Genomic DNA, 26,204 nt, shown 5'->3' with positions numbered 1-26,204 from the left:
AAGGTCAGGGATAGGAGGGGTGTTATCATCTTCAGGCATGGTGAGGATGGGAATTTGGGTAATGGACCCCTTTTTACCTCGAATCCTTCCCGCCCGTTCATACATCGTAGCAAGGTCCGTATAGAGATACCCAGGATATCCTCTCCGTCCCGGTACTTCTCGTCGAGCCGCTGAAATCTCACGCAACGCTTCACAGTAGTTGGTCATGTCGGTCAAAATCACCAGAACCTGCATATCCATCTCAAAAGCCAGAAATTCTGCTGCTGTAAGAGCCATACGGGGGGTAATGATCCGTTCTACCGCAGGGTCATTAGCCAGATTCACAAAAAGAACCGAACGTTCAATGGCACCAGTATTACGCAACTCGGAAATAAAGTAATTGGCCTCTTCAAAAGTAATCCCCAGCGCACCAAAAACCACCGCGAATTTTTCTTCTTCTCCGAGCACTTTCGCCTGACGAGCAATCTGAGCAGCAAGACGAGCGTGAGGTAAACCAGCACCGGAAAAAATGGGGAGCTTCTGCCCCCGTACCAAGGTATTGAGACCATCAATGGCCGAGACCCCAGTCTGGATAAAGTCGGTGGGGTAGTCACGCGCTACAGGGTTGATAGGGTTTCCATTAATGTCCAAACGAACTTCGGGAACAATCTCTGGTCCACCGTCAATGGAAATTCCTGAACCATTAAAGATCCTCCCCAAAATATCCGGCGCAACCGGAAGTTCCATAACCCGTCCCAGAAAACGAACGGTACTCTGCCCAATTCCAATACCCTCAGTTCCCTCAAAAACCTGCACCAGGGCCTTGCCTTTACTGGTCATGAGCACCTGGCCCCGACGGGTACTGCCATCCCGCAATGCAATTTCTACAATTTCCATGTACTTGGCATCTTCAACCTGCTCCACCGCTAAAAGCGGACCGGCGACTTCAGAAATAGTTGTGAACTCTTTATACATTGCTTTCAACCTCGCCTCTTAATTTTGCTTCCAGTTGTTCCTGAAGGTCCTCGGCAATTTGCTCAATCTTTGCCAGGTCTTCCTCGGAAAGGTACTTGGCTCGAGCAATCCGTTCCCGAGCCGGAATATGCAGAACATCCTTGAGCGAAAGGCCCTTCTCCAGAGCCTCCATACCAGCCCTAAAGTAAGCCAGAATTACCTTCAAAATCAGATACTGTTTCCGCAAAGAGGTAAAGGTATCAAGTTCATGGAACGCATTCTGCTGAAGAAAATCCTCTCGCACCGAACGGGCAACCTCTAGAACAAAACGGTCCTTGGAGGAGAGCGATTCAACACCCACCAGTCTTACTACTTCTTCAAGTTCTGCTTCCTGCTGGAGGATTTTCATCGCCAACACTCGATTCTCCGCAAAATCAGGCGCCACATTCTCTTTCCAAAACTCCTCGAGGTGCGGGATGTACAGAGAATAACTGACCAGCCAGTTGATAGCCGGAAAATGACGCTTATACGCCAGCTTGTCTTCCAGTCCCCAGAATACCTGTACGACTCGCAATGTATTCTGCGTAACTGGTTCGGATAAGTCGCCACCCGGAGGAGAAACGGCTCCAATAACACTCAAAGACCCCACTCGACCATCCTGTCCCAAGCACCGCACCTTTCCAGCCCGTTCATAGAAACTGGCAATTCGGCTTCCAAGGTATGCCGGGAAACCTTCGTCACCAGGCATTTCTTCCAATCTTCCCGAAATTTCCCGCATGGCTTCCGCCCATCGGGACGTGGAGTCTGCCATCAGAGCCACTTTATATCCCATATCTCGGAAATACTCCGCAATGGTGATTCCGGTATATACCGAAGCTTCCCGAGCAGCCACGGGCATATTCGAAGTATTGGCAATGAGCACCGTTCGCTGCATCAGGGGTTCCCCCGTATATGGGTCAATCAACTCAGGGAACTCCATGAGGACATCGGTCATCTCATTGCCCCGTTCCCCACAGCCGATAAAGACAATGATATCGGCATCCGACCATTTGGCAAGCTGGTGCTGAACCACGGTTTTTCCGCTTCCAAAAGGACCAGGGATACAGGCAACACCACCTTTGGCAATGGGAAACAGGGTGTCAATCACTCGTTGTCCAGTAACGAGCGGTTCGTCCAGATTCAATTTTTCCTGATAGGGACGGGGAGTACGCACTGGCCAGCGCTGCATCATAGTAATCTTTCTCTCCTCGCCACTTTGCTCAACAACCGCGATGACTTCTTCCACCGTAAATGACCCCTCTCGGATATCCTTCACTTTCCCAGAAATCCCGGGAGGAACCATAACTTTATGGATGATGGTCTTGGTTTCTGCAACCTCTCCCAAAATATCACCAGGATTAATCTCTACTCCCACCTGAACTACCGGACGAAAATACCATTTTTTTGCTCGGTCCAGTGCTTTCGTTTCAACCCCACGGGCAATAAAATCCCCAAAATCAGCCCTGATTTTTTCCAGAGGTCGTTGGGTTCCATCGAAAATGCTTCCAATCAGTCCCGGACCCAGTTCTACACTCAGGGGCTCAAACGTCGACACCACCGGTTCCCCAGGTTTGATTCCCGCGGTTTCCTCATAAACCTGGATGGTAACCCGGTCTTCATGAATACCGATGATTTCTCCAACCAGTCCCTTTTCTCCAACCTTCACCATATCATACATCTTTGCTCCTACAAGATCGACCGCCACCACAACCGGACCATTGACGCTCAATACCGTTCCTTTATTCTCCATCTCCATCATTCCTCTCCCTGAAGCAAGACATTGCTCCCAATGGCTATTTCGACGAGTTTCTTCACAAAGTCAGCACCCCGACCAAGTTCAGATGAACGGGTCGGAATACCGAGTACCACCGGTAATGCTTCAGCTCTGAGATCCTCAAAATACTCTTTGAGTAGGTCGTAAAATTTCCATTCGGTAAAAATAACCGCATATTGGACTCTCCGCAGAGTCGGTAAAATCTTAGAGAGTTCTTGAGACGTATAAACCACAAAGGTATCAATTCCCATGCCTCGAAAGCAGAGCGTATTCTCCTCTCCCCCCACAAAAGCCAGACGAAATTCACTCATAGTAACACTCCCGGACTTGGCTTCTTAACACTTCATGAGGCAATCCAAAGTACTTTCCCTCTAACAGGATGCGCAAATTCTTAACGTCGATGTATTTCGCCCAGAAGAACCCAAACACCGGCTCTGGACCAAAGGTCTGGGAACTGAAAGAACGGGCAAAACGAGTGAGATAATTATCCATTCGTTTCTCCACTTCAGCCACGTAGTAAGGATCATCATAGAACGACTCAACTGGCAAAATAAATGAAAATCCCAGATCCGCAATCATTTCTGGAACCTTCTCTGATGAAGCATTGAGCAGATTTAAAAAGGCTTCCTGCGACACTAAAGGATTTAGGGTGTACATGGAACGGACCATTTCAGGCTTTCCTTTCTGACATCGAGCACGAAGAGCTGCCTTCAAATATGCAAAAGCAATATACGCAAGGAACCAGTTCTTTAAGACCTGACTCTCATGCCTCAGAGCCAGCTTGTATACTTCTTGCAAATAGAAACGGTCCAGAACGAATTCCAAAATTTGAACATTATAGGCGTGACTCTCAAAGGAAGAAAGGGCCTCTCGAATGGCATCTTCAAAAGGGTCAGGAAGAAACTCTTTGCCTTCTCCACTGAAGAACCGGAATACTTTTTTCGCATCCAGAGTCGTGGGATACGATTTCTCCAAAGTTTTCTTGGCCAGGTGATGCTTCATAGCCAGTTTCAAGAAATTAAAATCAAAACCGAGGATAAAGAATCGGGTCAACGGTTTAGCAATCCGATATCGATCGAAATCCTCCACCATACTCCATAAATGACTCATTAATGCTTCATCAATAGCCTGAGGATCATGAAACGTACCCTGGAACGATACCCCCCAGTAGGGGATCTCGGTAACCATCCGCAAAGCCTGCTCCAAATCTTCGGCCTTGATCACGTTTTCCAAAACCTTCTGGCTCAAGATTCCGCTTTCCAAAGCCCTCACTCGCCCCACCAGATAAGCAAATTCAGTATCCTCCTCTAATCGGGGTCGAATGATTTGTAACTTCATTGGCTTACACCCTGAAAAAGCGTTTTCACAATAAACCCTTCATTCCTCTTCAGGAAATCATCCAAAATGGTAGAAAAAGTAACACTCACGCTCATGCCACCTTTTTTCAAAATGAAACCCCGTTCATTCGGAACATCAAGTATACCCCCGAAGCGGAGTTGATGACGCGTCTTTTTGTTCACCTCTTCCAGGAATTTCTGCCCCAACCTTTCCCCTTCCTGAGGAAACATCCACACCTCTTCATCACCACTCTGGACGGAATGGAGGAGAATCCTCTCACACCATCTTTGGTACGACTTTTCAACTTCGTCCAGGAAAAGTCCGGTGAGACGCTGTTTTAAGAGTTTTACTGCTTCGTTTTTCACCTTTCCAATTTCATGGCGACTCTGAAGTTTTATTGCCGCCATCTTACGCTGAATCTCTGCTTCAATTTCTCTTCGGCGACGTTCCAAAATACGCACCGATTCTCTGTGCAATTCTTCCTCAATCTTCTGCAACCGAAACTTCGCCTCCTTAGAGGCTTTTTCTAAAATCGCTTTCTTGTGTGTTTCGGCCTCCTGGCTGATCTTCTCCAGAATGTCTTCCAAGGGCATAATGACACCCCTACAATTTGACAGAATTCAAAAGAAGAATCGTGGCGAGCAAGGACAGAACTGCGTACGTCTCAACCATGGCAGGGAGGATGATGGCCTTACCGGTTTCTTCTGGACGTCTGGCAATAAGACCAATCGAAGCTGCAGCAGTCTTACCCTGGGAAATACCGGAGAGAAGACCAACAATGGCAATCGGTAAACAGGCAAACATAATTTGCATCCCTTGTGCCACATTGACCGTCACCGGAGTTCCTCCAAACAAACCCAGTTTAATTAAAACCCAGAAACCGGCTAGTAACCCGTAAATACCCTGTGTCCCGGGCAAGGCTTGAAGGAGAAGCACCTGACCAAACTTGCCAGGATCCTCGGTCATCACCCCAGCGCCAGCTTCTCCAGCAATTCCAACTCCCACCGCCGAACCAATTCCCGCCAATCCTATGGCCAAAGCAGAACCCAAAAGCGCAAAAACTAACCCATCAACAAGCATGATAAAACCTCCTCAAGACAGTTTGATGTATTTTGTTTTGTAACCGAAAGGTTTAAATTCCCGACCGCCATTCTCATAAAACTTGGTGAAAAACTCCACGTACTGTAAACGAGCCGAATGAACAAAAGCTCCCAAACCGCTCATCAAAAGATTAAATACATTGAAAAGAAGAGCAACAAGAAGGCCAATAAGCCATCCGATATAGGGTGAACCACCAAAAAGCATTCCCAGGGTCCGAGCCAGAATGGCAATAATGGAACTCGACAATCCCAGAGCAAAAAGACGAGAATAGGAGAGCACATCCCCAAGGTAGGAAACCACACCATAGAGACTCAAAATCCCAGAAAGAACCTTCATCACTGGATTTTTCTTCGCTCTTCCCTGTGTTGCCACCAGGAACAGAGCGCTTCCCACAACCATTGGTAGGGCGATACTCTTCAACGCTCCTATGCCAGTCATCCCAAGGAGATACAAAACGATGGCCAAAAGAAATACAAACCAGCTCAGGTGGTCCATAATCGCCACTGCAAAATGTTTTCGGCGCCATTCCTTCACAAAACTTAACCCAATACCAACCAAAATTTGCACGATGCCCAGAGCAAGCGAAAAGATGAGCATCGGAAGAGGATTATTCACCGGGTCAATAATGGTTAGCGCTTTCTTAAACTGAGTCACCGCAGCAAGGAAAGATGGTAGGTAATCGAAAACATCGCCCAGCCAAGAACCAGTCGCCATTCCCACACCGATGGAAGCAACTCCACCCCATCCTAACATATGGAAAAAACGCCGAGCCGATTCACTTAGAGGGAGAAAGAAGGGAGCAAAAAAACCGAGCAGCGCCAGAACCAGTCCGTAGATGACATCCCCAAGGCAAATTCCAAAAAAGAGAAAGAAGAACAAGGACAAAAACGGAGTAGGATCGAGTTCGGTATAATTCGGAAGACCATAGAGGCGAGTGAGCACTTCAAAGTTTCGGGCCCATACTCCATTATGAAGGTCAATGGGAGGCTTTTCGCCTTCTTGAGGCTCTCTCTGATAGAGAACCCACTCCCGACCGATTCGCTGCAGCGACTGTTCAAGAACCGGGATGATTTCTTCTTTTGCCCATCCACTGATAAGACTGGTATCTTTAGTCTGCAGAATGACTCTTTCAACTTCCTCCCGCTCCAGAAGAACGCTGTAATAATCATGGGCTACCTTCAGGTCTTTCTCAAACTTAAGATAACGCAGAGTTTTTTGAATTAGGGATTCTTTTTCAGCCATAACTTCATGAAGACGGGTTTCTAATTTGTGCGCCGCTTCTTTCGGTGTTCCTTCAAAGGCCTGGGGAAATACTAAAGGCACAAGAGACAAAGCGTGAAAGATTTCTTTGATTTTCTCCTCCAGATCTCTATGCCCTACCAGAAAAACCCAGAAACCGCGAGTGGAGGGAAAAGTTTCCAACAACCATTCCCGACCCAGCTCTTTCAGTTTTTCCAAAAGCACAGTATGCTTCTCTGACGGCACTTCCAGAAGGTAACTGAACGTGAAGCGAGTTCCAGCAATATATTCAAGCGGAACTTGAACCTCTTTCATTCGTTTCAGGAATTCTAGATTACTATTTAATTTGTGAATCACCGCGCGAACCTGGTTTAACTGTTCTTCGATGGCTAAACAAGCTCGATAAACGGGGGCATAACTAAAATTATGATGGAGGAAATCCTCTTTCTTTACTTCTACAGGCCGTGGGAAAAAGCTCTCCAAGGCCCCTGGCTTATTCTGACGGTATCGCTCAAGGAAATCAAGACAGTAACGGACCTCTCCTAACATTCGTTCCAACTCTTCTTCCCTCGATGAAGAAGAGGGTAAAAGGTCCGGGAAAGGATTCTCTTCGGCCACAACCTCCACCGCACCCAGATCCTGCAAACATTCAACAATAGCGCTTTTCAGAGAGCGATGCGCAACAATATGAATCTTCTTAACTTTGCTGATGGCCATATTCGTTTTTCAACCTTTCTAAAAGATTCCGAGCCAGCGCCTCCACTCTCTGATTCAGTTCCTCTCTGAGGCGCCTTGCTTCTTCCAGAGAACGAATCCGAACTTTTTCACTTTCCTCCTCTGCCCGAGCAAGCATCTCGTCTCTTAACCTCTGCGCTCGCGCTTCCGTCTCGCGCAATACCGTATCCCGTAGTTCTTTAGCCCGCACCTCAACATCTTCCAGAATCTTTGCGGCCTCCTGTTCAGCCTGCTTCAATTCCCTCTCTTTTGTTTGCTCCAATTTTCGAATTCGTTCCACGGCCTCTTCGATCATCTTCTTTAACCTCCGATTTGATGGAGAATACATTGCATGATATATTAGCAAAAGGATAGGTGCTTTTCAACCATAGATTGCGAAAGGAGGAAAAATCTCTATGCCGAAGGCACTGGTTCTGTATTACACTCGCACCGGAACTACTGAAACTATGGCAAAGGCCATAGCTCAAGCACTTCAGGAAGAAGATCTTTCGGTTGACCTATTTCACTGTGACCATTTTTCACTCCATACCTTACCCCAGTACCACCTTATCGTCATCGGTTCCCCCACATACTATGGAAACATGGCTGCAGAGGTCAAGAAATTGCTGGACGAAAGCGTGCGATTCCACGGTGAACTCAATGGAAGGGTGGGCGGTGCTTTCACCTCTTCCGGTAACCCTGCGGGAGGCAACGAAACGACCATTCTTTCCATTCTCCAAGCACTCCTCATTCATGGAATGGTCATAAAAGGCATGCCGGAAGGGAGTCATTATGGCCCGGTCGCCATAGAATGCTTTGACCAGCAGATCGAACAAGAATGCCGGAATTATGCCCGAGAACTGGCAAAATTAACCAAATCCCTCTGGGCTTCCTGAACGGGCATGACCACTTCCCCCTCCTGGGCGGTTCCAAAAACGCGGGCACATCTTCTTCCTCGAGCCCACAAAAAACAAGCAGCATAAGCACAGAGCAACGCATCACAAGCGTCAATAAAAAAAGACGAATCCTGAAGGGCAGAGAAAAACCGTTCCAAGCCCTGGAGGGGAGGTGAAAACGACGTCGTAAGCTCAGCGATACGCTGCTGGAAAAGAGGAAATCTTTGTCTTGATTTCTTCTCTTGCCAGTAGGTCTCAAGTGTCTCTTTCCCCCATAAACCAAGGACAATAAGAGGAGGGAAAACCTCAAAAGCAATCCGCCAGAATGAATCCAAAATGGTGGAGGTAATCTGAAAATGGTTTTGACAAAGCAACTGCCAGAACAAAGCAAGCCGAGGATATTTCTGTTCCACAATGGTCAGGTTGACTGGCAAAATCCCACCACGGAATCTCCGTAAGAAAATACTGATTTCCCGCTCAGGTCGGCGATTCCCTTCACGGTTTTTGACGGTAAGCGGTGCATCAATGGCTAAAACCAAGGTTTCTTCTTGATGAGTATGAAAAAACGACATAAAATCCTCTAAACCAAAAAGGTGAAGCACGGTTTCATAGAAAAAACCGTTATCGTCCTTGTGAATGATACATAGAGCCGAAGGGCGCTTCAACCCCCAAGCAAGATCAACGCCGATAAACTTCAAAATGTTCCTCAAGGCAGGATTTTCCCAGACCCTGGTCTTTTTCCACTGGATACCCTCCATCAAAACAGGCAAAGCAGTATAAAGATGGAGGAGGCTGAATGCTCCGCTTCAGTCCCTCAAGGGAAAGATACCGTAAACTATCAAGTCCCAGGTATTTCTCAATTTCAGGAACAGCAAGACGAGCAGCAAGAAGTTCTTCAGAAGTAGGAAAGTCAATTCCGTAATAGCAGGGAAAACGATGAGGTGGGGAACTGACCCGCAAATGGACTTCTTTGACTCCAGCTTCTTTGAGGGTAGCAATTCGTTCCCGTGAAGTATTTCCCCGGACAATAGAATCTTCGATAATGACCACCCGTTTTCCCCGAAGCATGGCTTTCAAGGGATTAAGTTTTAAACGTACCGCCAGATTGCGTGGTTCATGCCCCGGTTGAATGAAAGTCCGACCCACATAAGGATTGCGCACCATGGCGAACTCCAGGGGAATTCCCGAAGCTTCGGCAAAACCCAGAGCTGCAAAAATTCCTGAATCCGGTACCGGCACCACGATATCCGCACCACATGCTTCGTCTTCAGCCAGAATTCTTCCCATTCTTTTCCTGGCCTCAGCCACATGATTCCCAAAGACAAACGTATCCGGACGGGCGAAATAGATGAGTTCAAATACACAGAACGCTTTCTTCGAAGAATAGGCATAAAAGAAAGAGCGAGGACCATTTTCATCGAGAATGAGCATTTCGCCCGGTTCGATTTCTCGGATAAATTCCCCTCCCAACACCTCAATGGCACAACTCTCAGAGCTTACCAGGTACCCATCACCTAATTTCCCAAGACAGAGCGGACGAAAACCCCACGGATCTCTGACCGCGATAAGCTTATCCCGAGAAAGAATACCCAGAGAATAGGCTCCTCGCATTTCCCATAGCGCTTCTTTAATTGAATCCTCCAGGCTATCAAAAGCGCTCCCGGCCAAAAGATGGAGGATGAGTTCTGTATCGGTTGAAGACTGAACGACCGCACCCTTTCGGCTCAATTTTTTCCAGAGCGATGGCGTATTCACCAGATTCCCATTATGGGCAACGGCAATGCCTCCCAATCTTGATTCCCCAAGGAAAGGCTGAATATTTCGCGTTGAAGAATCACCTGTGGTTGAATACCGAACGTGGCCTAGAGCGATATGCCCTTTGAATCTACGCAAATGGTCTTCCTCAAAAACTTCGTGCACCAAACCCATTCCCTTGTATTCCTGCAGCCGCTTCCCATCCGAAATGACCAGTCCGGCACTCTCCTGACCACGATGTTGCAAAGAAAAAAGTCCGAGGTACGCAACCACTGCAGCATCTTTCAGACCATAGACTCCAAAAACACCACATTTTTCTCGGGTCACACTTCTCTGGGTCGGCGTCATCAACTCAACACACTCTCCCAACGCTCTTTCAAATTCAGCACCGGCAACGCAACGAGCACCTCCCGGCCATTCTGGACCAGAAGTTCTTTCCCACCGACTCTTCCTAAAATAGCAAATGGAACACCCCTCTTTTGAGCCATCATGACAATCTTCGAACCATTCTCTTCACTGAAACTGAGCACAACTCTTCCCCGGCTTTCCCCAAAGAGCACCGCATCCATTCTCAGGGTTTTCCACCGTTCCACATTCACCACCACTCCCAGAGGGAGTTCTCCGGCAAGACAAGCTTCAAGAAGTGCAAAGAAAAGACCTCCCTCACTCACATCCAATGCTGACACAACCAAATCTTCCATAATCAATTCAATCAAAAGTTCCTGCAGCGCTTTCTCTTCACCGAGCGAAAAGGAAGGAAGTGGTCCAGCCTCAAAGCCATGGATCACCCGCAGATATTCACTGCCCCCCAGTTCCTCCCTCACCTCACCCAGAAGAGCAACCACGTGATTCTCTTGCTTAAAAACCCCATCTACCGCTTTTTTAACATCTTCGATAATCCCCACCATGCCGATCGTAGGGACAGGGTAAATGGCTCCAAGGGGATTTTCGTTGTAGAAAGAAACATTTCCACTCACGATCGGAAGACCAAAAAATCGGCTGGCATCAGCAATCCCTTTGACCGCTTCCACAAACTGCCAGTATCGATCAGGCTTTTCCGGATTCCCAAAATTAAGGCAATCGGTAATCCCGGCAGGGCGGGCTCCACAGGTAGCGAGATTCAGTGCCGCCTCTGCAACCGCCATCTGTGCCCCCCGGTACGGGTCAAGATAACAGTAAACCGGATTGCAGTCAGTGGTTACGGCGATACCCCATTTTTTTCCCTTCACCCGCAGGACTGAAGTGCCTTTTCCAGGTAAAACAACCGTGTTGGTCTGCACCATATGGTCATACTGCTCATAAACCCACTTTCGGGAACACAGGTTGGGAGAAGAGAGCATGATTTGCACCACCCGCTCATAATCCTCAGGAAGAGGAAGACTGGACAATGCGAAGGAATTCACTTCATCAAGATATACCGGCCTTTCCCGAGGCGGAGTATAAATGGGCGGAGCAGTCAATTCGTTAACCGGGATATCGGCCACCACTTTACCCCGATGGATGATGGTCACTTTTCGGTTTCCAGTGACCGTACCCACGATTTCAGCTTCAAGACCCCATTTCTTGAAAATTTTCCGAACTTCCTCTTCATAACCTTTCCTTACACAGAGTAACATGCGTTCCTGGGACTCCGACATCATAATTTCCCAAGCTTCCATTCCTTCTTCGCGCAGTGGCACTTGATCAAGGTTAAGCTCGATTCCGCTTTTTCCCGCAGCCGCCATTTCGCTTGCCGAGCAGGTCAGACCGGCAGCACCCATGTCCTTCACGCCAACCACAAAACCGGTAGCGAGCGCTTCCAGGGTGGCCTCAATCAGACATTTTTCAGTGAATGGGTCGCCAATCTGGACGCTGGGCCTTTTTTCCTCACCCTCGGCAAATTCCTGTGAGGCCAGGATACTGCAACCACCAATGCCATCCCGACCGGTTTTGTTTCCCACGTAAAGGATGACATTTCCCTCCCCCCGAGCCACCGCCTGCGCCAGTTTTCCCTTCTCTGCAATTCCCACACACATCACATTAACCAGGCAATTCCCCCGAAAAGCGGGATGAAAGTACAGCTCTCCACCCACGGTAGGAACCCCAACACAGTTTCCATAAAATGCAATCCCTTCCACCACTCCCCGAAATACATAGCGAGAATTCCGGTCCTCTAAAGGACCAAAACGAAGCGAATCAAAACAGGCTACAGGCCGAGCACCACTCCCTAAGATATCTCGAATGATACCGCCAATCCCGGTTGCCGCTCCCTGTTTTGGCTCAATCTGAGAAGGATGGTTGTGACTCTCCATTTTAAAAATGATAGCCAGGTCATCATAGATGATACCCCCAGCATCTTCGCCACACAACACTGGAAAACGACCCTGACGGGGAAAGAGCTCAAGCCACCTCCGGGAATGAGGATACCCACAGTGTTCTGACCATTCCACCGAAAACATGGCTACTTCAGTTGGTGTGGGTACTCGCCCTAAAATCTCCACAATTTTTTGATATTCTGCTTTCCTCAAACCAAGTTCTTCACCGATTCTTTCGATTTCTTCCACCTTGATTCTCCTTTAACCAGGTGATGAGAGAAAGAAAAAGTTTTTTTCCATCTTCAGAACCCAAGAGAGCCTCTGAAGCTCTCTCCGGGTGGGGCATCATCCCCAAAACTCTAAAATCTGGAGAAGTGACGCCAGCAATATTTTCCACAGATCCATTAGGGTTAAAACGTACGTTTTCCTCACCATGAGGACCACAGTAGCGAAAAATAATCTGCTTTTTTCTTTTCAGCTCCTCAAGCTCAGAAGAAGACATAAAGAAATTCCCCTGATGATGGGCAATGGGGATTCGGACGATCTCTCCAGGAGAAAAAAGTTGTGTAAAGGGTGTATCGGTATTTTCCACCTTTAAATAGGTATACCGACACACAAAACGTCCATCCCGATTTGGCAAAAGTGCTCCCGGAAGAAGTCCACTTTCCAGGAGAATCTGGAAACCGTTGCAGATACCAAGGACTAAACCCCCTTCCTGGGCAAATCTCCGAATCGATGCCATAATGGGTGAAAAACGAGCAATAGCCCCTGTACGGAGATAGTCACCGTAACTAAAACCACCAGGCAAAATCACACAGTCACATCCCTGTAAATCGTGATCTTGATGCCAGAGCCAGACTGTATCAACTCGCATCACGTTTGCAAGAACGTAGTAACAATCGTAATCACAGTTCGAACCTGGAAATACCACGACACCGAATTTCATTGTTCAACCCCAACCTCAAAAGAATACCGTTCAATCACCGGGTTGACTAAAAGCTGGTCACACATTTCCTGGATACGCTTGCGAGCCAATTCCAGATTCTCCTCTTCCATCATCACCTCAAAGAATTTTCCCGTTTTCACTTCTCCAACTTCCCCATAACCCAAAGTGTGCAGAGCATTGCGAATTGTTACCCCCTGAGGATCGAATACCCCTTCTTTTAAGACAACGATAATTTTACCACGGTATTTCATCCATACTCCTCCTTAAGCTGGGTGAGACCACCCAGCTTTAATAGTGAATCTCTTCTTTTCTTCCTGACAGCGACGAACGGACGATGGCATCACAAATCACGGCGCAGCGGTATCCATCTTCAAAAGTAGCTCCATATGGTGCGACTGCTTTATCATTGACCACCGCATCCAATAAATGCGAAATCGCATGGACGAAAGTATGTTCCCATCCGATAATGTGTCCATGCGGCCACCAGTATTCGTAAAAAGGATGGTAACTCTCAGTAACGAGTACCTGATGAAACCCCTGGAAAACCTTTGGTTCCTCACCCACCAGATGAACTTCAAGCTCGTTGAATCGCTCCAGATTGAATCGAATACTGCCTCGAGAACCATTAATTTCTATGACTTGATGATTCTTTCGTCCAGCACAAAAGCGCGATGCTTCAAGCGTTCCAATTGCTCCGCAGGAGAACTCCACAACGGCGACAAATGCGTCGTCCACAGTGACAGGAACCTTTTTGGCGGGATCTTCAATAGATGGTCGCTCTTTGATAAAGGTCCGGGTTAACGCACTTACAGTACTAATATCACCGATAAGGAAACGTGCCAGATCAATGATATGCGAACCCAAATCCCCCAGCGCTCCTGATCCGGCGACATCCTTATCAAGGCGCCATACCATCGGAAAGTTTGGATCCATAATCCATTCCTGCAAATACTGAGCTCGAAAATGGTAAATTTCTCCCAATTTTCCCTGGGTGATAAAATCACGGGCTAAACGCAGCGCAGGAACAAAGCGATAATTAAAACACACCATGGACTTGGCCGAAGACTTTTGCGCTGCCTCCCACATTTTTCGAGCTTCCTCAACCGTTCCCGCCAAGGGTTTCTCACAGAAAACATGCTTTCCCATGTTGAGTGCAGTCACCGAAGGTTCATAATGAAGCGAATTTGGACCACTATTGTCAAGAATCTGAACTTCAGGGTCTTTGAGCATTTCCTGCCAGTCCCGATACGCCTTTTCATATCCATATCGGACTCGAGCTTCTTCAACCGCTTTCTCATTTCTCCCGCAGATGGCCACAAGCCTGGGTATTGCGACCGGAGGCCAGAAGATATAGGGATATTTTTTGTAAGCATTGGTATGGGCTTTGCCCATAAAGGCATATCCCAACATGCCAATACCAATTCTCGGAATTTCACCCCCTTCACCTCTTACCTCTCCCATAGTCACAAAACCAACTTTCTCACCCATTTATTGAATCCTCCTTTCTATAAGGGTTGACCTCTTTCAAAATACCCATAATCTGGTCCGCTAGCTGATAAATCTCTTCTTCCTTCAATCCCCCAAGATCCACAATCACTGAAACGGTGATAAAATCGAGATCTTTCCCCACCGCAGGTATAACCCGGTTTTCCAGATTTTCTTCTTGAATTCGTTTTCGAAAATACTCGGCCATCCTCCACGCCTCCTGATAAAGGGTCGGCCACTTCGCCACATTTTCATCAGCAAGAACAAAGCCAACTTCTGCTTTATCACCCCGTACCCGCACCAGAGCAAAATCACCAAAAGGGTAATGCTCCTCGATATAGAGCCGAAACACTTTTCCCCGAGGTACGAAAATTTCTCACACCTCCCCCCGTATTGTAGCAAAAGACGGTTCAAAGAGTAAAAGTGCGACACCAAAAAATGAGCAAAAAGCACCTCAAAAGATAGGGAAGTAGTTGACAGCCATTCGACGAGGAATTAAAATGAAAGCGCTGCCGAAGTGGCGGAATGGCAGACGCACTGGAATCAGGATCCAGTGAGCACAAGCTCGTGCGGGTTCAACTCCCGCCTTCGGCACCAGGGGCGCGGTTAACTCAGCGGAAGAGTGCCATCCTCACACGGTGGAAGTCGCTGGTTCGAATCCAGCACCGCGCACCATTTTTACTCTTGTTGCTTCTTTTTTTCCATTCGCTCAATTTCACTATCGATAAAGGAACGCATCGCTTTTAGAACTTCAAGTTTAGCCTGAGAAATGTGTTTACGGGCTTCCTCATTCAGAAAAGGACCAAAAACCCGCTCCATGGGCGCAAAGAAAAATTCTTCAAAAACCTCTCGCATCTTCTCCTTTTCTTTTTCCATCTCCCTCAACTCCTCTTCAGGTGTCTATCCACCAACTTTTTGGCCTCACTCTCATTCCCCACCACTTCGAAGTCCACCACAAAAGCACCCAGGGATTCCATCTGGGACATGAGTCTTCGCAACGCTTTGTCCTTACCAAAAAGGCCAGGACGAATGTACGCTACCGAACGTTTTCCTTCCATGCCACTCACACCCTGAAGAAAATTAGTTAATTCTGGAGAAATCTTCCCTCCCCAGGCGCTTACCACATAGGAACCAACCAGAACCAAATCAAAAGGGCGAAAGTTCACCGGAGAAGCGGTATTCTCAACTTCAATGGTCTTCACCGTACATCCAGCTTTTTCGAAAAGACTAGCCATAAAACGGGTAATCTCAACTAAACCTTTGTCCTTGTTCGTGTAAACCAGGGCAATCCTCAAAAACTACTCACCTCACATCCTGAAATTACCAACACCTTTACTATAGCACACTCAGCTTTGGCAGACCACGCTCATCCAAGATGACACTGTTAATTTTTCCAAGAGCACAAGTCTCAACTCGTGAATTTTTTGCTCAATAGGTGGCCAATCTCCTTCTTCAAAACCAGAAAGAAGAATTTTTCCGCCTTTTTCTAAATGGTTTGTCATAATCAATAGATATTTCAAGGAAAAGTAAGGACCGATGTTGGCAACAATAAAGTCAAATTTTCCCTCCACCCGACTCATATCCCCCACAAAAAGCTCCACATGGGAATTCTCCAAGTCATTGAGGGCCAGGTTCCTCTGTACTTCTTCAATCGCCAGCGGATCCACATCAATTCCGTATACCCTCTTTGCTCCCATTTTCAACGCCAGGATACTGAGAATCCCTGAACCAATTCCAACGTCAAGGAAACTCATCCCCTCTTGAAAATATTTTTTGATGAAGCGCAGGCACCCATAGGTGGTGGGATGGTGCCCGGTTCCGAAAGCATAAGCAGGGTAGATGACTACATCAAAAAGCGCGTTCATCTTTTCTTCCCAGGGAGGACGCACCACCAAGTCTTCGTCAATCCATATGGGAGAAAAGTTTTCTCTCCATTTTCCCCAATCTCCTTCTTCCTCCTCTTCCTGCCACCACCTTTCTACAAAGGGAAGCGACATTTGAGGGAGGGGTTGTAAAAAGTACGCGATCACCGTTTGACAATCCACTTCCCATGCCCCTAAGCTATCCAGTTTCGAAAACCACCACCAGAATGCATCTTTTTGGTCTTCAAGGAGGATAAAGGTCACTTTAATCCAGGTTCTCTTCATTTCTGTTCCTTCTCGGCAATCAGCAAAAATCCAGAGGCAACTCTACACCCCATCCCCAAAACCTCAAATTGAGCGTCGTAGGAAGAGGCGAGAACCAGAAATTCCCGATAGAGCTCCTCACTGCGAACCAACTTTTTTCGGACAGCCGGAGAAAGGAGTCGAGCTAAAGTTCCAGTAGCCACACACCGCCTGACCTTTAATCCGTTATCCGCTACCAAATTGATGATTTCTTGGGGAGTAAACGCATGGAAGGGGGGAAAGAGGAAACGAGAAAAAAACGGGATTTTCTCTTCTATCGCTTCAAAAAAAGAAGGATGGTCCCAATTTCCTGACTCCCAGAATTTCTTAGTCCAGGTGAGCTTTTTATGCCAACGTAATTCCATCTCTATAGCGACAGGGATCTGTCCCAGTCGGTTCACCACAGAAATGACCAAAAACCGCTTGGTTACTCGAGTAAGCTCTCGAAGGGCCCTTTTTTCCTCCGGATACGCATAGGAAATCGGGGCATCCAGGGACAAAACCAGGTCAAAGCGTCCTTCCTCAAAAAGCGAAAGGTCTTGAATCTTCCCTACAACAAACTCCATTGAAACCCCAGCTTCTCGAGCCTGTCTTCGGGCTTCTTCCACCATAGAAGGCGAAAGATCAAGATGAACCACCTGACACCCTCTCCGGGCAAGTTCTACTGAATATCGACCAAACCCACCTCCCGCATCAAGAACCTGAATTCCAGGACGAATCAGGGGTTCAATTTCCCACCAAACCAAATCGGTATGAATTTTCTTTTCGAGATCCTTCTCCCGATTTTTCTCCTTACGCACCTGGGTATTCCAGAAAAGCTGATGGGTCCTTACGCGTTCCACCTAATTGGCCACTTTCTCCTCGATTTCTCTCTGAATTCTTTCCAAAAACATCCCGATTCCAAACGAACCCAGATCCCCTTCTTTTCTCCTCCGCACACTGACAGTTTTTCCTTCCACTTCTCGGTCTCCGATGATAAGAAGATATGGAACCTTCTCCAATTCCGCTTTCCTGATTTTGGCTCCCAAGGTGGCCTTTTCTTCGCTCCATTCCACTCGTATTCCTTTCTGCAGAAGAATACCGCCCACCTCACGTGCATAAGACAAATGTCTTTCCGCAACCGGCAAAATCATCACCTGCACTGGTGCCAGCCACAGGGGCAATGCTCCAGCAAAGTGCTCCAGGAGAATTCCCAAAAACCGTTCAATACTCCCTAGAACAGTCCGATGAAGCATAACCGGCCGATGTTTTGCGCCGTCCTCACCAACGTAAGAGAGATCAAATTTTTCAGGCATGGCAAAATCAAGCTGAATCGTTCCACACTGCCAGCGTCGCCCCAAACAATCCCGCAAATGGAAATCAATTTTGGGACCATAAAAAGCCCCCTCCCCCTCGTTCACCCGATAGGGAAACCCAATCTCTTCCAAAGCCTCCTGAAGAGCACTTGTAGCCATTGCCCACATTTCATCGGATCCCAGAGATTTCTCCGGTCGAGTACTCAACTCAACTTCGTACTCAAAATTAAACAGACGATAAAAGAAACTGGCCAGTTCGACCACTCCAATAATTTCCGATTTGATATGTCTTGGCTCCATATAGATATGGGCATCATCTTGGGTGAAACAGCGAACCCGCATCAAGCCATGCAAGACCCCAGAAAGTTCGTGGCGATGCACCACCCCCAGTTCAGCAAGCCTTAAAGGGAGTTCTCGATAACTTCGCAGACGACTTTGAAAAACCAGGATTCCTCCCGGGCAATTCATAGGTTTAATGGCGAACTCACGTTCGTCAATTTTTGTAAAATACATGTTTTCCCGATAATGTTCCCAGTGTCCTGAACGCTCCCAGAGACTCTTTTCCAGAATGACGGGGGTACGGATCTCCTGATAACCCCGCCTGGCATGCTCCTTTCTCCAAAGCTCCAAAAGGGTATTCACCACTACCATCCCCTTGGGATGGAAAAATGGAAATCCAGGACCCTCTTCATGGAGACTAAAAAGTTCGAGTTCCTTTCCTAATCTTCGATGGTCCCTCTTTTTTGCCTCTTCGATTCGCTCCAGATATTTTTTCAATTCTTCCTCACTATCGAAAGAGATTCCATAAATTCGTTGCAACATGGGGTTATTTTCCTTTCCCCGCCAGTAGGCCCCAGAAACACTCAAAAGTTTGAACGCCTTCACATATCCTGTGGAGGGGAGGTGAGGACCACGACACAGGTCCACAAATTCTTCTTGGCGATAAAGACTCACCACACTTTCTTCCAGTTCCTTTAAGATTTCCAGCTTATAGGTTTCGCCACGCTCAGCAAAAATCTTCTCCGCTTCCTCTTTTGAAACTTCCAGGCGTTCAAAAGGAATGTCCGCCTGAACGATGCGCCACATTTCTTCTTCAATCCTTGACAAATCTTCCTCGTTGAACGTTTCAGGAAGGTCAAAGTCGTAGTAAAAACCCTCTTCAATAGCTGGTCCTATAGCCAACTTCGCTTTGGGGAAAAGCCTTTTTACCGCCTGAGCCATGATATGGGAAGTGCTGTGCCAATAAATTTCTTTCCCTTTTTCATCTCCAAAAGAAAGATATTTTTTAATTTCTATCGCTCCTTTTGCCAAATTGAGGTCCACAACCCGGTCTTCGGTAGTGAGGATTGCAATCACTTTTCTATCCTGCTCCATACCTCTTCCTCCTTAAGAGAAGCAAATTCACAAAAATAGAAAAAAAGCGCCGTACAAAAAACCGGCGCTTTTTAGTCATGGTGGGCGACACTGGACTTGAACCAGTGGCCTCTTCCGCGTCAAGGAAGCGTTCTCCCTCTGAACTAGCCGCCCACACTCTATCACCCTGGAGGCGGCACCCGGACTTGAACCGGGGAATGAAGGATTTGCAGTCCTCTGCCTTTGCCGCTTGGCTATGCCGCCGTATCAACAATTCTGGAGCGGAAGACGGGATTTGAACCCGCGGCCACCACCTTGGCAAGGTGATGCTCTACCCCTGAGCTACTTCCGCTCTCCATGGTGCCGAGACCCAGAGTCGAACTGGGGACGCAAGGATTTTCAGTCCTTCGCTCTACCTCCTGAGCTATCTCGGCGCACTATGGCGGGGTCGACGGGATTTGAACCCGCGGTCTTCAACGTGACAGGCTGACGTGTTAGGCCAGGCTACACCACGACCCCGCAACTCCTTTTCCATTTTAATCGCTCAAAATGGTTTTGACAAGTACTGGAAATAAAAAAAATCCCCCGCGATGCTCGCGGGGGATTTTTCCCTCTCAGGCAACTTCGATCTCCACTTTCCTGGTTTTGGGCTTACTCGGTTCGACTTTGGGAAGAGTAATGGTCAGAACCCCATCTTTGTACTGGGCCTTTACTTCCTCCTGTTTTACCTTGGCTGGTAAGCCAACAGCCCGCTCAAAAGTACCACAGTATCGCTCTCTTCGACAGTATCCTACTCCTTTTTCTTCCCACTCATCTTTGATTTCTCCCTTAACGCTCAGATTGTCCTCAGCCACATGAACTTCCAGATTTTTGGGATCAACCCCAGGAATTTCAGCTTTCACGATGACTTCGTTTTCCGTCTCTGCCACATCCATAGCCGGAAAGGCACTACTCAAAAGAGGTCGGGTAAAGAAAGGAGCTTCCATTAACTCGTCGAAAAGTTCATCAAGATCGCTTCGCAAATCGAAAAGATCCCATAAGCGCCGCACAGGACTCACCTGGCGCTCTTCTCGTTTGACCGGAATATCCCTTCTTGCCATGACCAATCCCTCCTCATCGTTTATTTTCTCTTAGTCACGTCCCATTATAATCAGTAAAGGTCAAAATGTCAAGAGTTTAGTCAAAAAAAGTCAAAAAAATTTTAGGACTCTCCCTCATCAAGGTTGAGAAGATGGTACTCCAGAACCTGAGAACTCTTCAGTTCAGGAATACCCAAGTAGAAACTCGCCACATCCACCAGAGCTTCCAGGGGTACAAGTCCAATAATTTCTGCTCCTTTGACTCGAACCCCAAAACGCTGTGCTTCAAAACGCACAAATTCCAGCGCCTGATAAAGAGTGCTCTTCCGAAAATCCAAGAGGTTCATCGATACTTGAACAAGACCACGACTATGGAGATGAACACCGATGGCTTTCACATAACGCAATCCCCCCCGGTCTCCACGTACCTTTTGAGCAATATACTTTGCCACCTCGAGATCTCTGGTATCCAGGTTCACATTGAATGCCACAAGGGGATTCCTTGCACCAATGGCCACCGCCCCAAGCGTAGGATGAAGCCGCAAAGGACCAAGATCGGGTTGACGCCCAGGAACTCTGTTAATTGCTTCCCGCAAGAGCTCATATCCTCCCCTGCGCAACAGTGATAAATCCCTGTGTTCAGGCATTCGAGATGCTTCAGCATAAAAGTACACCGGAACTTGAAACTCTTTTGCTACTCTTTCTCCTACCCTCCAGGCCAGCTCTCGGCACTCTTCCATATTTGACTTCCTCCAAGGTGTAAATGGAACCACATCCACCGCTCCAATACGAGGATGTTCTCCGGTATGTCGAGAAATATCCAACCTTACGGAAGCAATTTGAAAGATTCGCATCACCGCTTCTTCAAGACTGGCCTCATCCCCAAGAAGGGTAATTACCGAACGATTATGATCCGGATCCGAAGAATAATCAGCGATAAGGAGAGAAGGCACGGTAGAGAGTGATTGAACTATCTCTTCTACAACCTCATGCAAAGCGGTACTCACATTGATGGCACTCTGAATGATTTTTTTCATTTCCTATACCACCTCAGCCTTCAAGGTTTTCTCCATTTCTTTCAGAGCCCATTCGTGAGCCAAAAGGTCAAAAGAAGTCACTCCCTCTCGATACACCCGAACACCATAATGCAACATCCGGGCTTCAGCACAGGTATAAAGGACACAGATGTTCGTACAAACACCCACGATTTCAAGTTCCCTCACTTCCATTTCTCGAAGGGTAATATCGAGGGAAGTACCAAAAAACGCACTAAATCGCCTTTTGGGAATGATGATTTCTCCCCCATGAGACCTAAGCGAGTCAATAACCTGCGCGCCCCAAGTCCCTTCTACACAGTGCGGTGGAAAGAGCCGAAACTCCGCATCGTTCGCATGATGGGCATCACAAACATAAATGACAGGGTCGTTGCTTTTCCGATAACGAGCAAGAACATTCTGGATAAAAGGAATCACCCCATTTACCTGGGGACCCACAAAAAGCACCCCTTGTTCAGTCACAAAGTCGTTCAGCATATCAATCACAAGCAGGGCTCTCATTGCTCTCACCCCTTTGACTTTCTTGTTTCTCTCTGCTACATTGTAACAGAGAAAGGGGGGTATATTTTTGATTCTAAGAATTTATTTAGTGCTGGTCTTTTCTGCATATTTTGTGCCTTTCACGTTCTTGTCTCGAACCCCTCGAGTATGGGGAAGCTTTCTGTTCTGGATCGTTTTTGCTCTCGTTGCTTTAATGCTTCTTATAAAGATTATGAGCCAGTGGACAAATGAATACTAATCTCGTTTTTGCTGTGATGATCATTTATGCATTCTGGGGAAGTGCGCTGGCCTTTCTTTCCCGACGAGAATTTCGACCAAGCCTGGTTGACTACTTTTTGGCCAGCAATAAACTTCACTGGCTCACCGCTTCGCTTTCCTACGGTGCAACCACCTACAGTGCCTTCATGATGCTGGGGTTGGCTGGCTTAACCTACCGGGGCGGCGTGGGAGCTTTAGGATTTGAACTCATTTACCTCTCGGGCTTAATCTGGGCTGTAGTGCTGGGACCGCATATTTGGAAAATCGGACAGGTCCACCGGTGTATAAGTCCTGCAGAAGCGCTGAGCGTTCACTACGGAAGCAGACTGCCAGGAATTTCCTATGCAACGATTTCTCTGGTATTTCTTGTTCCGTACACCTCAGTACAACTCACCGGCATTGGATATCTTTTGGAAACGCTTTCCAGTGGAAAAATACCCTACTTCTGGGGGCTTGTCATCGCCACCACTCTTGCTTTCCTGTGGGTAGAAATTGCAGGACTCCGATCCGTAGCCATCACCGACAGTTTACAGGCAGGAATCATGATGGTCAGTTCCCTATCCCTTGTTTTCATTCTTGTCTCCCGCTTTTTTGGGGGGTGGGGAGGATTGTTTCACGCTATAGAAATCAATTACCCCCAGTGGCTAACGGTTCCCGGAAATGGTTTTTTCACTTTTCGTACCTTCCTGGGGCTTTCCCTGCCTTGGTTCTTTTTTAGTATTTCCAACCCCCAGGTTTCTCAGCGACTCCTCGTTCCTTCTTCGCTCCGGGAAATGCGTAAAATGCTCATGGGTTTCCTCTTTTACGGTTTCTTCTATACCCTGATTACCATCACCCTGGGGTTTTCGGCTCGTGCTTTGATTCCCGACCTCAAAAATCCGGACCTCGCCACTCCCACAATCCTTGCCCAGTTCTCCCTCCCGACATGGGTGATCCTCCTTAGCACCTTGGGGATTCTTTCGGCAGCGGTATCCACCATCGATTCCATTTTCCTTACCCTTTCTTCCATGTTTGCACGAGATATTCTAGGTCTTTCAAGACGAAGTGAAGATGAAAAGTTATTCCTGATTCGTTTGGCCCTCATTCCGATTCTCTGCTTTGCCACCTTTCTTTTTGCTCTGGCCCGTTTTAACCTTATCGCTCTTTTATCCGTGGCATCATCAGCAGGCCTGGTTGCGGTTGTCCCAGCGTTCATAGGTGGACTGGTTTTCAAAAAAGGGAACGCTCAAAACGCCACTCTGAGTATTTTAGGTGGTGCTTCGGTTTCTCTTACACTACAACTTTTAAACCTCAAACCACTGGGTCTGTGGCCTGGGGTGGTTACGTTTCTTATCTCAACCCTTCTTTTCGCAGTACCCGGTTTCCCCTCTCTAAAAAAATAAAAAACTGAGTCACTCAATGCTTTTTTACTCTTTAATGAGGGGAACAAAAATACATCCTCCATAACTTTCGATGTACAATTGCCCTTCCTTCTTTACCCCTCGAATCAGATTTTGCCCGGTTTTCTCTTCCAGAGGAAGGACAATAATGCCCCCCTCGGTCAACTCTTCAATCCACGATTCATAAATTCTATCCGCACAGGCACTCACGATGATTTTTTCGTACGGAGCAAATTGCGGTAGGCCCTTTGTCCCATCACCCCGAAACAGAAAAACATTGGTATATCCCAAGGAATCAAGACAAACCCGCGCTTTTTCTAAAAGAACTCCAATGCGCTCCACACTGTACACCTCTTTACCAAGCTCAGCCAGAAGTGCAGTTTGATACCCAGAGCCGGTACCAATTTCCAGAATCCGGTCCTTGGGCTCAACGACTAAAAGTTCTAACATGAGGGCCACAATATAGGGCTGAGAAATCGTTTGCCCTTCTCCAATGGGAAGGGGAGAGTCATGATAAGCCAAACCCTGGAATTCCGAAGGAACAAAGTAATGCCGAGGAACTTTCAAGAACGCTTCGATAACCCGACGATCCCGTACCCCTCGCGCAATAATCTGTTGCTCTACCATCGCCGTACGGCGATCCGTAGCGTCTTCTTCCAGACCCACTCAGTATCCCACCCTGAAATCATGATAAAGACCACTGAAGGGAAACCATTCCTCGCGAAAAGAACTAACATGAGCACTGACTGGACCTCTTTTGACCTCCTCAAAGAACTGCTCCACCTCTTCTTTTTTCCCTTCAGCGACCACTTCCACCTCTCCCGAAGGAAGATTGCGCACAAAACCGGTCACCCCAAATTCTTGGGAAGCACGCAAAACAAAATAGCGGTACCCTACCCCCTGTACTCTTCCCCTCAAAACCAATCGTCCCTGAACCCATTCGTTCATTGCTTCACCCTGTCCAATAACACATTTAGTTCCCTCCGCAGAGCGTAATCAGTCAAGCTGGGACGCAAGGGAGTGATGGAAACCCGAGAATGCCAGATAGCTTGAAAATCGGAATTCTCGAGCAACAAAAAGTCCCTTTGCCCTTCTTCAAACACAAACCTCCGCAAGCCGTCAGAACCACCTTCTATCTCCCGTACCTGGGTAAAGTAAAACCGATCCCCTAATTCGGTGATACTCCATCCAGAAATATCATTTTTCCCCGCACAATCAGGGACATTCACATTGAGAACAAGATTTTTCTCCTTTTCCCAAACTGCTTCAAAGGTTTCCCATACCTCAAGAGCAATCTGAGCAGCCAGGCCATAATTCTCGTATTCTCCCAAAACCAGGGATACCGCCATAGAAGGAACTCCAGACATGGCCGCTTCCATCGCCGCAGCCACTGTTCCAGAGTAAAAAACATCGAACCCCAGATTAGGACCTCTATTGATACCCGAAACCACAAAATCGAAAGCAGCTTGGCCAAAGAGATTCAACCCTAGAATGACCGTATCAGCCGGAGTGCCATCCACAGCAAAGCCTTTCACACCCTCTACTTCTACTTCCTGCACCGCAAGAGGCCGGCGAGCCGTAATGCTATGGCTGGAACAACTCCGTTCGTCTTTGGGAGCAACCAGAGCCACTTCAGCCTTCCGGGCAAAGGCCCGAAGCAAAGCCCGAATGCCAGAGCTGTTAAATCCATCATCGTTGGTAATGAGTACTCTTTTCATGATTTTGAACTCCTATCTTTTCCAGAATTCCTCTCGCTACAATCACCCCAGAAGCAGAAGCTTGAATCAACCCCCGGGTAATTCCAGCACCATCACCGGCAAGGAACAGGTTCATAACTGCACTTTCTAAGTTTCTCCCCACCTGAACCCTCGAAGAGTAAAATTTGACTTCCACACCGTACAAAAGCGTATGGGGGGAATTGATTCCTGGGATAAACCGATTCAGAGCTGAAAGCATCTCGAGGATATCTTGAAGGAATCGATAGGGCAACGCGAAACTCAAATCACCAGGACTCGCCCCTTGAAGAGTGGGCTTGATCATCGATTTGGCAATCCGTTCCGGCGTGGAACGCCTCCCCAATTCCAGATCTTTCAACCGTTGAATAATCACTCCTCCTCCCAGCATATTCGCTAGATACGCCACGTACCGGCCATAGGAAATGGGTTCTTTAAAAGGCTCGGTGAAGTTGGTACTCACCAGAACGGCAAAATTGGTATTGAGTGTTTTCCGCTCCTCGTAACTATGCCCATTGACGGTGACGATACCATCGTTGTATTCGGTAACCACTTCACCATATGGACACATACAAAAGGTTCGCACTCGATCATCAAAGGTGTGAGAGTAATAAACGAGTTTGAGCTCATACATTACCTTCGTAAAATCTTCCATCACCGAAGCGGGAACCTCTACCCGCACCCCTAAATCTACCGGGTTATTGGCCAGAGGCAACCCTAAACGTAAACACTCCTGGCGCAACCAATCAGCCCCCACTCTCCCTGGAGCGACAACCACAAAAGTACTGCGCACCTCACTTCCATCGGTAAAACGCACACCTCGTACCATTCCATTTTCAATCAGGATTTCTTCCGCTTCAGTCAAGGTCACA

29 protein-coding genes and 7 tRNA genes are annotated in these 26,204 nt (G+C 47.5%); 4 read left to right on the top strand and 32 right to left on the bottom strand.

The features are described 5' to 3' along the window. The 8 genes from ABDK92_07610 to ABDK92_07575 all read right to left on the bottom strand — a co-directional run. Positions 1 to 954: V-type ATP synthase subunit B (locus tag ABDK92_07610; protein ID MEN3186482.1), on the bottom strand; the 954-nt coding region annotated here is incomplete at its 3' end. Beyond that, positions 947 to 2,728 carry a V-type ATP synthase subunit A gene (locus tag ABDK92_07605; GenBank protein MEN3186481.1) on the bottom strand — a complete coding sequence of 594 codons (1,782 nt, stop codon included), beginning with the start codon at positions 2,726 to 2,728 and terminating at the stop codon, positions 947 to 949. The genes ABDK92_07610 and ABDK92_07605, both read right to left, overlap by 8 nt. Next, a complete protein-coding gene (locus tag ABDK92_07600) occupies positions 2,728 to 3,057 on the bottom strand; it encodes a V-type ATP synthase subunit F (protein MEN3186480.1) in 330 nt (109 codons plus the stop codon). Before ABDK92_07600 ends, ABDK92_07605 begins: the two co-directional genes overlap by 1 nt. Beyond that, entirely contained in the window at positions 3,050 to 4,084 is a 1,035-nt protein-coding gene (locus ABDK92_07595; protein ID MEN3186479.1) for a V-type ATPase subunit, read from the bottom strand. Before ABDK92_07595 ends, ABDK92_07600 begins: the two co-directional genes overlap by 8 nt. Beyond that, on the bottom strand, positions 4,081 to 4,677 hold the full coding sequence (locus tag ABDK92_07590) for a hypothetical protein (protein ID MEN3186478.1): 597 nt from the start codon (positions 4,675 to 4,677) through the stop codon (positions 4,081 to 4,083). Before ABDK92_07590 ends, ABDK92_07595 begins: the two co-directional genes overlap by 4 nt. Before the next feature lie 10 nt (positions 4,678 to 4,687). Then, the gene (locus ABDK92_07585) at positions 4,688 to 5,164 is read right to left on the bottom strand and encodes a V-type ATP synthase subunit K (GenBank protein ID MEN3186477.1); all 477 of its coding nucleotides are present in this window, start codon (positions 5,162 to 5,164) and stop codon (positions 4,688 to 4,690) included. Between the two features lie 12 nt (positions 5,165 to 5,176). Further along, on the bottom strand, positions 5,177 to 7,141 hold the full coding sequence (locus tag ABDK92_07580) for a V-type ATP synthase subunit I (protein ID MEN3186476.1): 1,965 nt from the start codon (positions 7,139 to 7,141) through the stop codon (positions 5,177 to 5,179). After that, entirely contained in the window at positions 7,122 to 7,454 is a 333-nt protein-coding gene (locus ABDK92_07575; GenBank protein MEN3186475.1) for a hypothetical protein, read from the bottom strand. The genes ABDK92_07580 and ABDK92_07575 overlap by 20 nt, the downstream gene beginning before the upstream one ends. 100 nt (positions 7,455 to 7,554) lie before the next feature. On the opposite strand from ABDK92_07575, the gene ABDK92_07570 reads away from it, so the two are divergent. Continuing rightward, positions 7,555 to 8,034: a flavodoxin domain-containing protein gene (locus ABDK92_07570; GenBank protein ID MEN3186474.1), complete on the top strand. Its 480-nt coding sequence runs from the start codon at positions 7,555 to 7,557 to the stop codon at positions 8,032 to 8,034. On the opposite strand, the gene ABDK92_07565 is transcribed toward ABDK92_07570, so the two are convergent. From ABDK92_07565 to ABDK92_07535, 7 genes are read right to left on the bottom strand one after another with little or no spacing between them, the layout of a single operon-like run. Next, the gene (locus tag ABDK92_07565; GenBank protein ID MEN3186473.1) at positions 7,986 to 8,732 is read right to left on the bottom strand and encodes a DUF429 domain-containing protein; all 747 of its coding nucleotides are present in this window, start codon (positions 8,730 to 8,732) and stop codon (positions 7,986 to 7,988) included. The genes ABDK92_07570 and ABDK92_07565 overlap by 49 nt on opposite strands. After that, positions 8,713 to 10,137 carry an amidophosphoribosyltransferase gene (purF, locus tag ABDK92_07560; GenBank protein MEN3186472.1) on the bottom strand — a complete coding sequence of 475 codons (1,425 nt, stop codon included), beginning with the start codon at positions 10,135 to 10,137 and terminating at the stop codon, positions 8,713 to 8,715. Before purF ends, ABDK92_07565 begins: the two co-directional genes overlap by 20 nt. Continuing rightward, on the bottom strand, positions 10,137 to 12,323 hold the full coding sequence (gene purL, locus ABDK92_07555) for a phosphoribosylformylglycinamidine synthase subunit PurL (GenBank protein ID MEN3186471.1): 2,187 nt from the start codon (positions 12,321 to 12,323) through the stop codon (positions 10,137 to 10,139). Before purL ends, purF begins: the two co-directional genes overlap by 1 nt. Further along, the gene (gene purQ, locus ABDK92_07550; protein ID MEN3186470.1) at positions 12,307 to 13,029 is read right to left on the bottom strand and encodes a phosphoribosylformylglycinamidine synthase subunit PurQ; all 723 of its coding nucleotides are present in this window, start codon (positions 13,027 to 13,029) and stop codon (positions 12,307 to 12,309) included. Before purQ ends, purL begins: the two co-directional genes overlap by 17 nt. Further along, positions 13,026 to 13,280: a phosphoribosylformylglycinamidine synthase subunit PurS gene (gene purS, locus ABDK92_07545; protein ID MEN3186469.1), complete on the bottom strand. Its 255-nt coding sequence runs from the start codon at positions 13,278 to 13,280 to the stop codon at positions 13,026 to 13,028. Before purS ends, purQ begins: the two co-directional genes overlap by 4 nt. A gap of 37 nt (positions 13,281 to 13,317) precedes the next feature. After that, positions 13,318 to 14,517: a Gfo/Idh/MocA family oxidoreductase gene (locus ABDK92_07540; GenBank protein MEN3186468.1), complete on the bottom strand. Its 1,200-nt coding sequence runs from the start codon at positions 14,515 to 14,517 to the stop codon at positions 13,318 to 13,320. Then, positions 14,510 to 14,866, bottom strand: coding sequence for a hypothetical protein (locus tag ABDK92_07535; protein MEN3186467.1), 357 nt, complete (start codon positions 14,864 to 14,866; stop codon positions 14,510 to 14,512). The genes ABDK92_07540 and ABDK92_07535 overlap by 8 nt, the downstream gene beginning before the upstream one ends. 159 nt (positions 14,867 to 15,025) lie before the next feature. Between ABDK92_07535 and ABDK92_07530 the strand changes: the two genes are divergently transcribed. Further along, positions 15,026 to 15,111: transfer RNA gene (locus tag ABDK92_07530), tRNA-Leu, on the top strand. A gap of 3 nt (positions 15,112 to 15,114) precedes the next feature. Beyond that, a tRNA-Val gene (locus ABDK92_07525) sits at positions 15,115 to 15,189 on the top strand. Positions 15,190 to 15,192: 3 nt separating this feature from the next. Here ABDK92_07525 and ABDK92_07520 read toward each other — a convergent pair. The 13 genes from ABDK92_07520 to ABDK92_07460 form a co-directional block, all read right to left on the bottom strand. Then, a complete protein-coding gene (locus tag ABDK92_07520) occupies positions 15,193 to 15,390 on the bottom strand; it encodes a hypothetical protein (GenBank protein MEN3186466.1) in 198 nt (65 codons plus the stop codon). A gap of 5 nt (positions 15,391 to 15,395) precedes the next feature. Next, entirely contained in the window at positions 15,396 to 15,809 is a 414-nt protein-coding gene (locus ABDK92_07515) for a hypothetical protein (protein ID MEN3186465.1), read from the bottom strand. 51 nt (positions 15,810 to 15,860) lie between these two features. After that, complete coding sequence (locus ABDK92_07510) at positions 15,861 to 16,661, bottom strand: 50S ribosomal protein L11 methyltransferase (protein MEN3186464.1); 801 nt, start codon at positions 16,659 to 16,661, stop codon at positions 15,861 to 15,863. After that, positions 16,658 to 17,521, bottom strand: coding sequence for a class I SAM-dependent methyltransferase (locus tag ABDK92_07505; GenBank protein ID MEN3186463.1), 864 nt, complete (start codon positions 17,519 to 17,521; stop codon positions 16,658 to 16,660). The genes ABDK92_07510 and ABDK92_07505 overlap by 4 nt, the downstream gene beginning before the upstream one ends. After that, the gene (gene thrS, locus ABDK92_07500) at positions 17,522 to 19,348 is read right to left on the bottom strand and encodes a threonine--tRNA ligase (protein MEN3186462.1); all 1,827 of its coding nucleotides are present in this window, start codon (positions 19,346 to 19,348) and stop codon (positions 17,522 to 17,524) included. 78 nt (positions 19,349 to 19,426) lie between these two features. After that, positions 19,427 to 19,501 (bottom strand) — tRNA-Val (locus ABDK92_07495). A 14-nt stretch (positions 19,502 to 19,515) separates the two neighbouring features. Further along, a tRNA-Cys gene (locus ABDK92_07490) sits at positions 19,516 to 19,591 on the bottom strand. A gap of 13 nt (positions 19,592 to 19,604) precedes the next feature. Beyond that, a tRNA-Gly gene (locus tag ABDK92_07485) sits at positions 19,605 to 19,679 on the bottom strand. Between the two features lie 6 nt (positions 19,680 to 19,685). Then, a tRNA-Phe gene (locus ABDK92_07480) sits at positions 19,686 to 19,761 on the bottom strand. Positions 19,762 to 19,767: 6 nt separating this feature from the next. Next, positions 19,768 to 19,846: transfer RNA gene (locus ABDK92_07475), tRNA-Asp, on the bottom strand. A 95-nt stretch (positions 19,847 to 19,941) separates the two neighbouring features. After that, on the bottom strand, positions 19,942 to 20,427 hold the full coding sequence (locus tag ABDK92_07470; protein ID MEN3186461.1) for an Hsp20/alpha crystallin family protein: 486 nt from the start codon (positions 20,425 to 20,427) through the stop codon (positions 19,942 to 19,944). Positions 20,428 to 20,528: 101 nt separating this feature from the next. Continuing rightward, the gene (ftcD, locus tag ABDK92_07465; GenBank protein ID MEN3186460.1) at positions 20,529 to 21,443 is read right to left on the bottom strand and encodes a glutamate formimidoyltransferase; all 915 of its coding nucleotides are present in this window, start codon (positions 21,441 to 21,443) and stop codon (positions 20,529 to 20,531) included. Positions 21,444 to 21,446: 3 nt separating this feature from the next. Beyond that, positions 21,447 to 21,962 (bottom strand): isochorismatase family cysteine hydrolase, encoded by a 516-nt coding sequence (locus tag ABDK92_07460; GenBank protein ID MEN3186459.1) that lies wholly within the window; start codon positions 21,960 to 21,962, stop codon positions 21,447 to 21,449. 227 nt (positions 21,963 to 22,189) lie between these two features. Here ABDK92_07460 and ABDK92_07455 point away from each other — a divergent pair, with 227 nt between their 5' ends. Then, the gene (locus tag ABDK92_07455; protein MEN3186458.1) at positions 22,190 to 23,602 is read left to right on the top strand and encodes a sodium:solute symporter family protein; all 1,413 of its coding nucleotides are present in this window, start codon (positions 22,190 to 22,192) and stop codon (positions 23,600 to 23,602) included. Positions 23,603 to 23,626: 24 nt separating this feature from the next. On the opposite strand, the gene ABDK92_07450 is transcribed toward ABDK92_07455, so the two are convergent. The 4 genes from ABDK92_07450 to ABDK92_07435 form a co-directional block, all read right to left on the bottom strand. Beyond that, the gene (locus ABDK92_07450; GenBank protein ID MEN3186457.1) at positions 23,627 to 24,265 is read right to left on the bottom strand and encodes a protein-L-isoaspartate(D-aspartate) O-methyltransferase; all 639 of its coding nucleotides are present in this window, start codon (positions 24,263 to 24,265) and stop codon (positions 23,627 to 23,629) included. Further along, positions 24,266 to 24,547, bottom strand: coding sequence for an acylphosphatase (locus ABDK92_07445; GenBank protein MEN3186456.1), 282 nt, complete (start codon positions 24,545 to 24,547; stop codon positions 24,266 to 24,268). Beyond that, complete coding sequence (gene surE / locus ABDK92_07440) at positions 24,544 to 25,317, bottom strand: 5'/3'-nucleotidase SurE (protein ID MEN3186455.1); 774 nt, start codon at positions 25,315 to 25,317, stop codon at positions 24,544 to 24,546. The genes ABDK92_07445 and surE overlap by 4 nt, the downstream gene beginning before the upstream one ends. After that, a partial coding sequence (locus ABDK92_07435) for an FAD-dependent protein (GenBank protein MEN3186454.1) occupies positions 25,289 to 26,204 on the bottom strand: 916 nt, incomplete at its 5' end. The genes surE and ABDK92_07435, both read right to left, overlap by 29 nt.

This window comes from Atribacterota bacterium (assembly GCA_039638595.1).
Classification (GTDB): domain Bacteria; phylum Atribacterota; class Atribacteria; order Atribacterales; family Caldatribacteriaceae; genus Profundicultor; species Profundicultor thermophilus.
The sequence above is the reverse complement of the archived record's forward strand: the minus strand, read 5'-3'. Positions and strand labels throughout refer to the sequence as shown.

Excerpts from the sequence above, each read along its gene's own strand:
- ABDK92_07605 (MEN3186481.1), bottom strand. The coding sequence starts at position 2,728 with ATGGAGATGGAGAATAAAGGAACGGTATTGAGCGTCAATGGTCCGGTT.
- ABDK92_07600 (MEN3186480.1), bottom strand. The coding sequence starts at position 3,057 with ATGAGTGAATTTCGTCTGGCTTTTGTGGGGGGAGAGGAGAATACGCTC.
- ABDK92_07595 (MEN3186479.1), bottom strand. The coding sequence starts at position 4,084 with ATGAAGTTACAAATCATTCGACCCCGATTAGAGGAGGATACTGAATTT.
- ABDK92_07590 (MEN3186478.1), bottom strand. The coding sequence starts at position 4,677 with ATGCCCTTGGAAGACATTCTGGAGAAGATCAGCCAGGAGGCCGAAACA.
- ABDK92_07585 (MEN3186477.1), bottom strand. The coding sequence starts at position 5,164 with ATGCTTGTTGATGGGTTAGTTTTTGCGCTTTTGGGTTCTGCTTTGGCC.
- ABDK92_07580 (MEN3186476.1), bottom strand. The coding sequence starts at position 7,141 with ATGGCCATCAGCAAAGTTAAGAAGATTCATATTGTTGCGCATCGCTCT.
- ABDK92_07575 (MEN3186475.1), bottom strand. The coding sequence starts at position 7,454 with ATGATCGAAGAGGCCGTGGAACGAATTCGAAAATTGGAGCAAACAAAA.
- ABDK92_07570 (MEN3186474.1), top strand. The coding sequence starts at position 7,555 with ATGCCGAAGGCACTGGTTCTGTATTACACTCGCACCGGAACTACTGAA.
- purF (MEN3186472.1), bottom strand. The coding sequence starts at position 10,137 with ATGACGCCGACCCAGAGAAGTGTGACCCGAGAAAAATGTGGTGTTTTT.
- purQ (MEN3186470.1), bottom strand. The coding sequence starts at position 13,029 with ATGAAATTCGGTGTCGTGGTATTTCCAGGTTCGAACTGTGATTACGAT.
- purS (MEN3186469.1), bottom strand. The coding sequence starts at position 13,280 with ATGAAATACCGTGGTAAAATTATCGTTGTCTTAAAAGAAGGGGTATTC.
- ABDK92_07540 (MEN3186468.1), bottom strand. The coding sequence starts at position 14,517 with ATGGGTGAGAAAGTTGGTTTTGTGACTATGGGAGAGGTAAGAGGTGAA.
- ABDK92_07520 (MEN3186466.1), bottom strand. The coding sequence starts at position 15,390 with ATGGAAAAAGAAAAGGAGAAGATGCGAGAGGTTTTTGAAGAATTTTTC.
- ABDK92_07510 (MEN3186464.1), bottom strand. The coding sequence starts at position 16,661 with ATGAAGAGAACCTGGATTAAAGTGACCTTTATCCTCCTTGAAGACCAA.
- thrS (MEN3186462.1), bottom strand. The coding sequence starts at position 19,348 with ATGGAGCAGGATAGAAAAGTGATTGCAATCCTCACTACCGAAGACCGG.
- ABDK92_07470 (MEN3186461.1), bottom strand. The coding sequence starts at position 20,427 with ATGGCAAGAAGGGATATTCCGGTCAAACGAGAAGAGCGCCAGGTGAGT.
- ftcD (MEN3186460.1), bottom strand. The coding sequence starts at position 21,443 with ATGAAAAAAATCATTCAGAGTGCCATCAATGTGAGTACCGCTTTGCAT.
- ABDK92_07460 (MEN3186459.1), bottom strand. The coding sequence starts at position 21,962 with ATGAGAGCCCTGCTTGTGATTGATATGCTGAACGACTTTGTGACTGAA.
- ABDK92_07455 (MEN3186458.1), top strand. The coding sequence starts at position 22,190 with ATGAATACTAATCTCGTTTTTGCTGTGATGATCATTTATGCATTCTGG.
- ABDK92_07445 (MEN3186456.1), bottom strand. The coding sequence starts at position 24,547 with ATGAACGAATGGGTTCAGGGACGATTGGTTTTGAGGGGAAGAGTACAG.
- surE (MEN3186455.1), bottom strand. The coding sequence starts at position 25,317 with ATGAAAAGAGTACTCATTACCAACGATGATGGATTTAACAGCTCTGGC.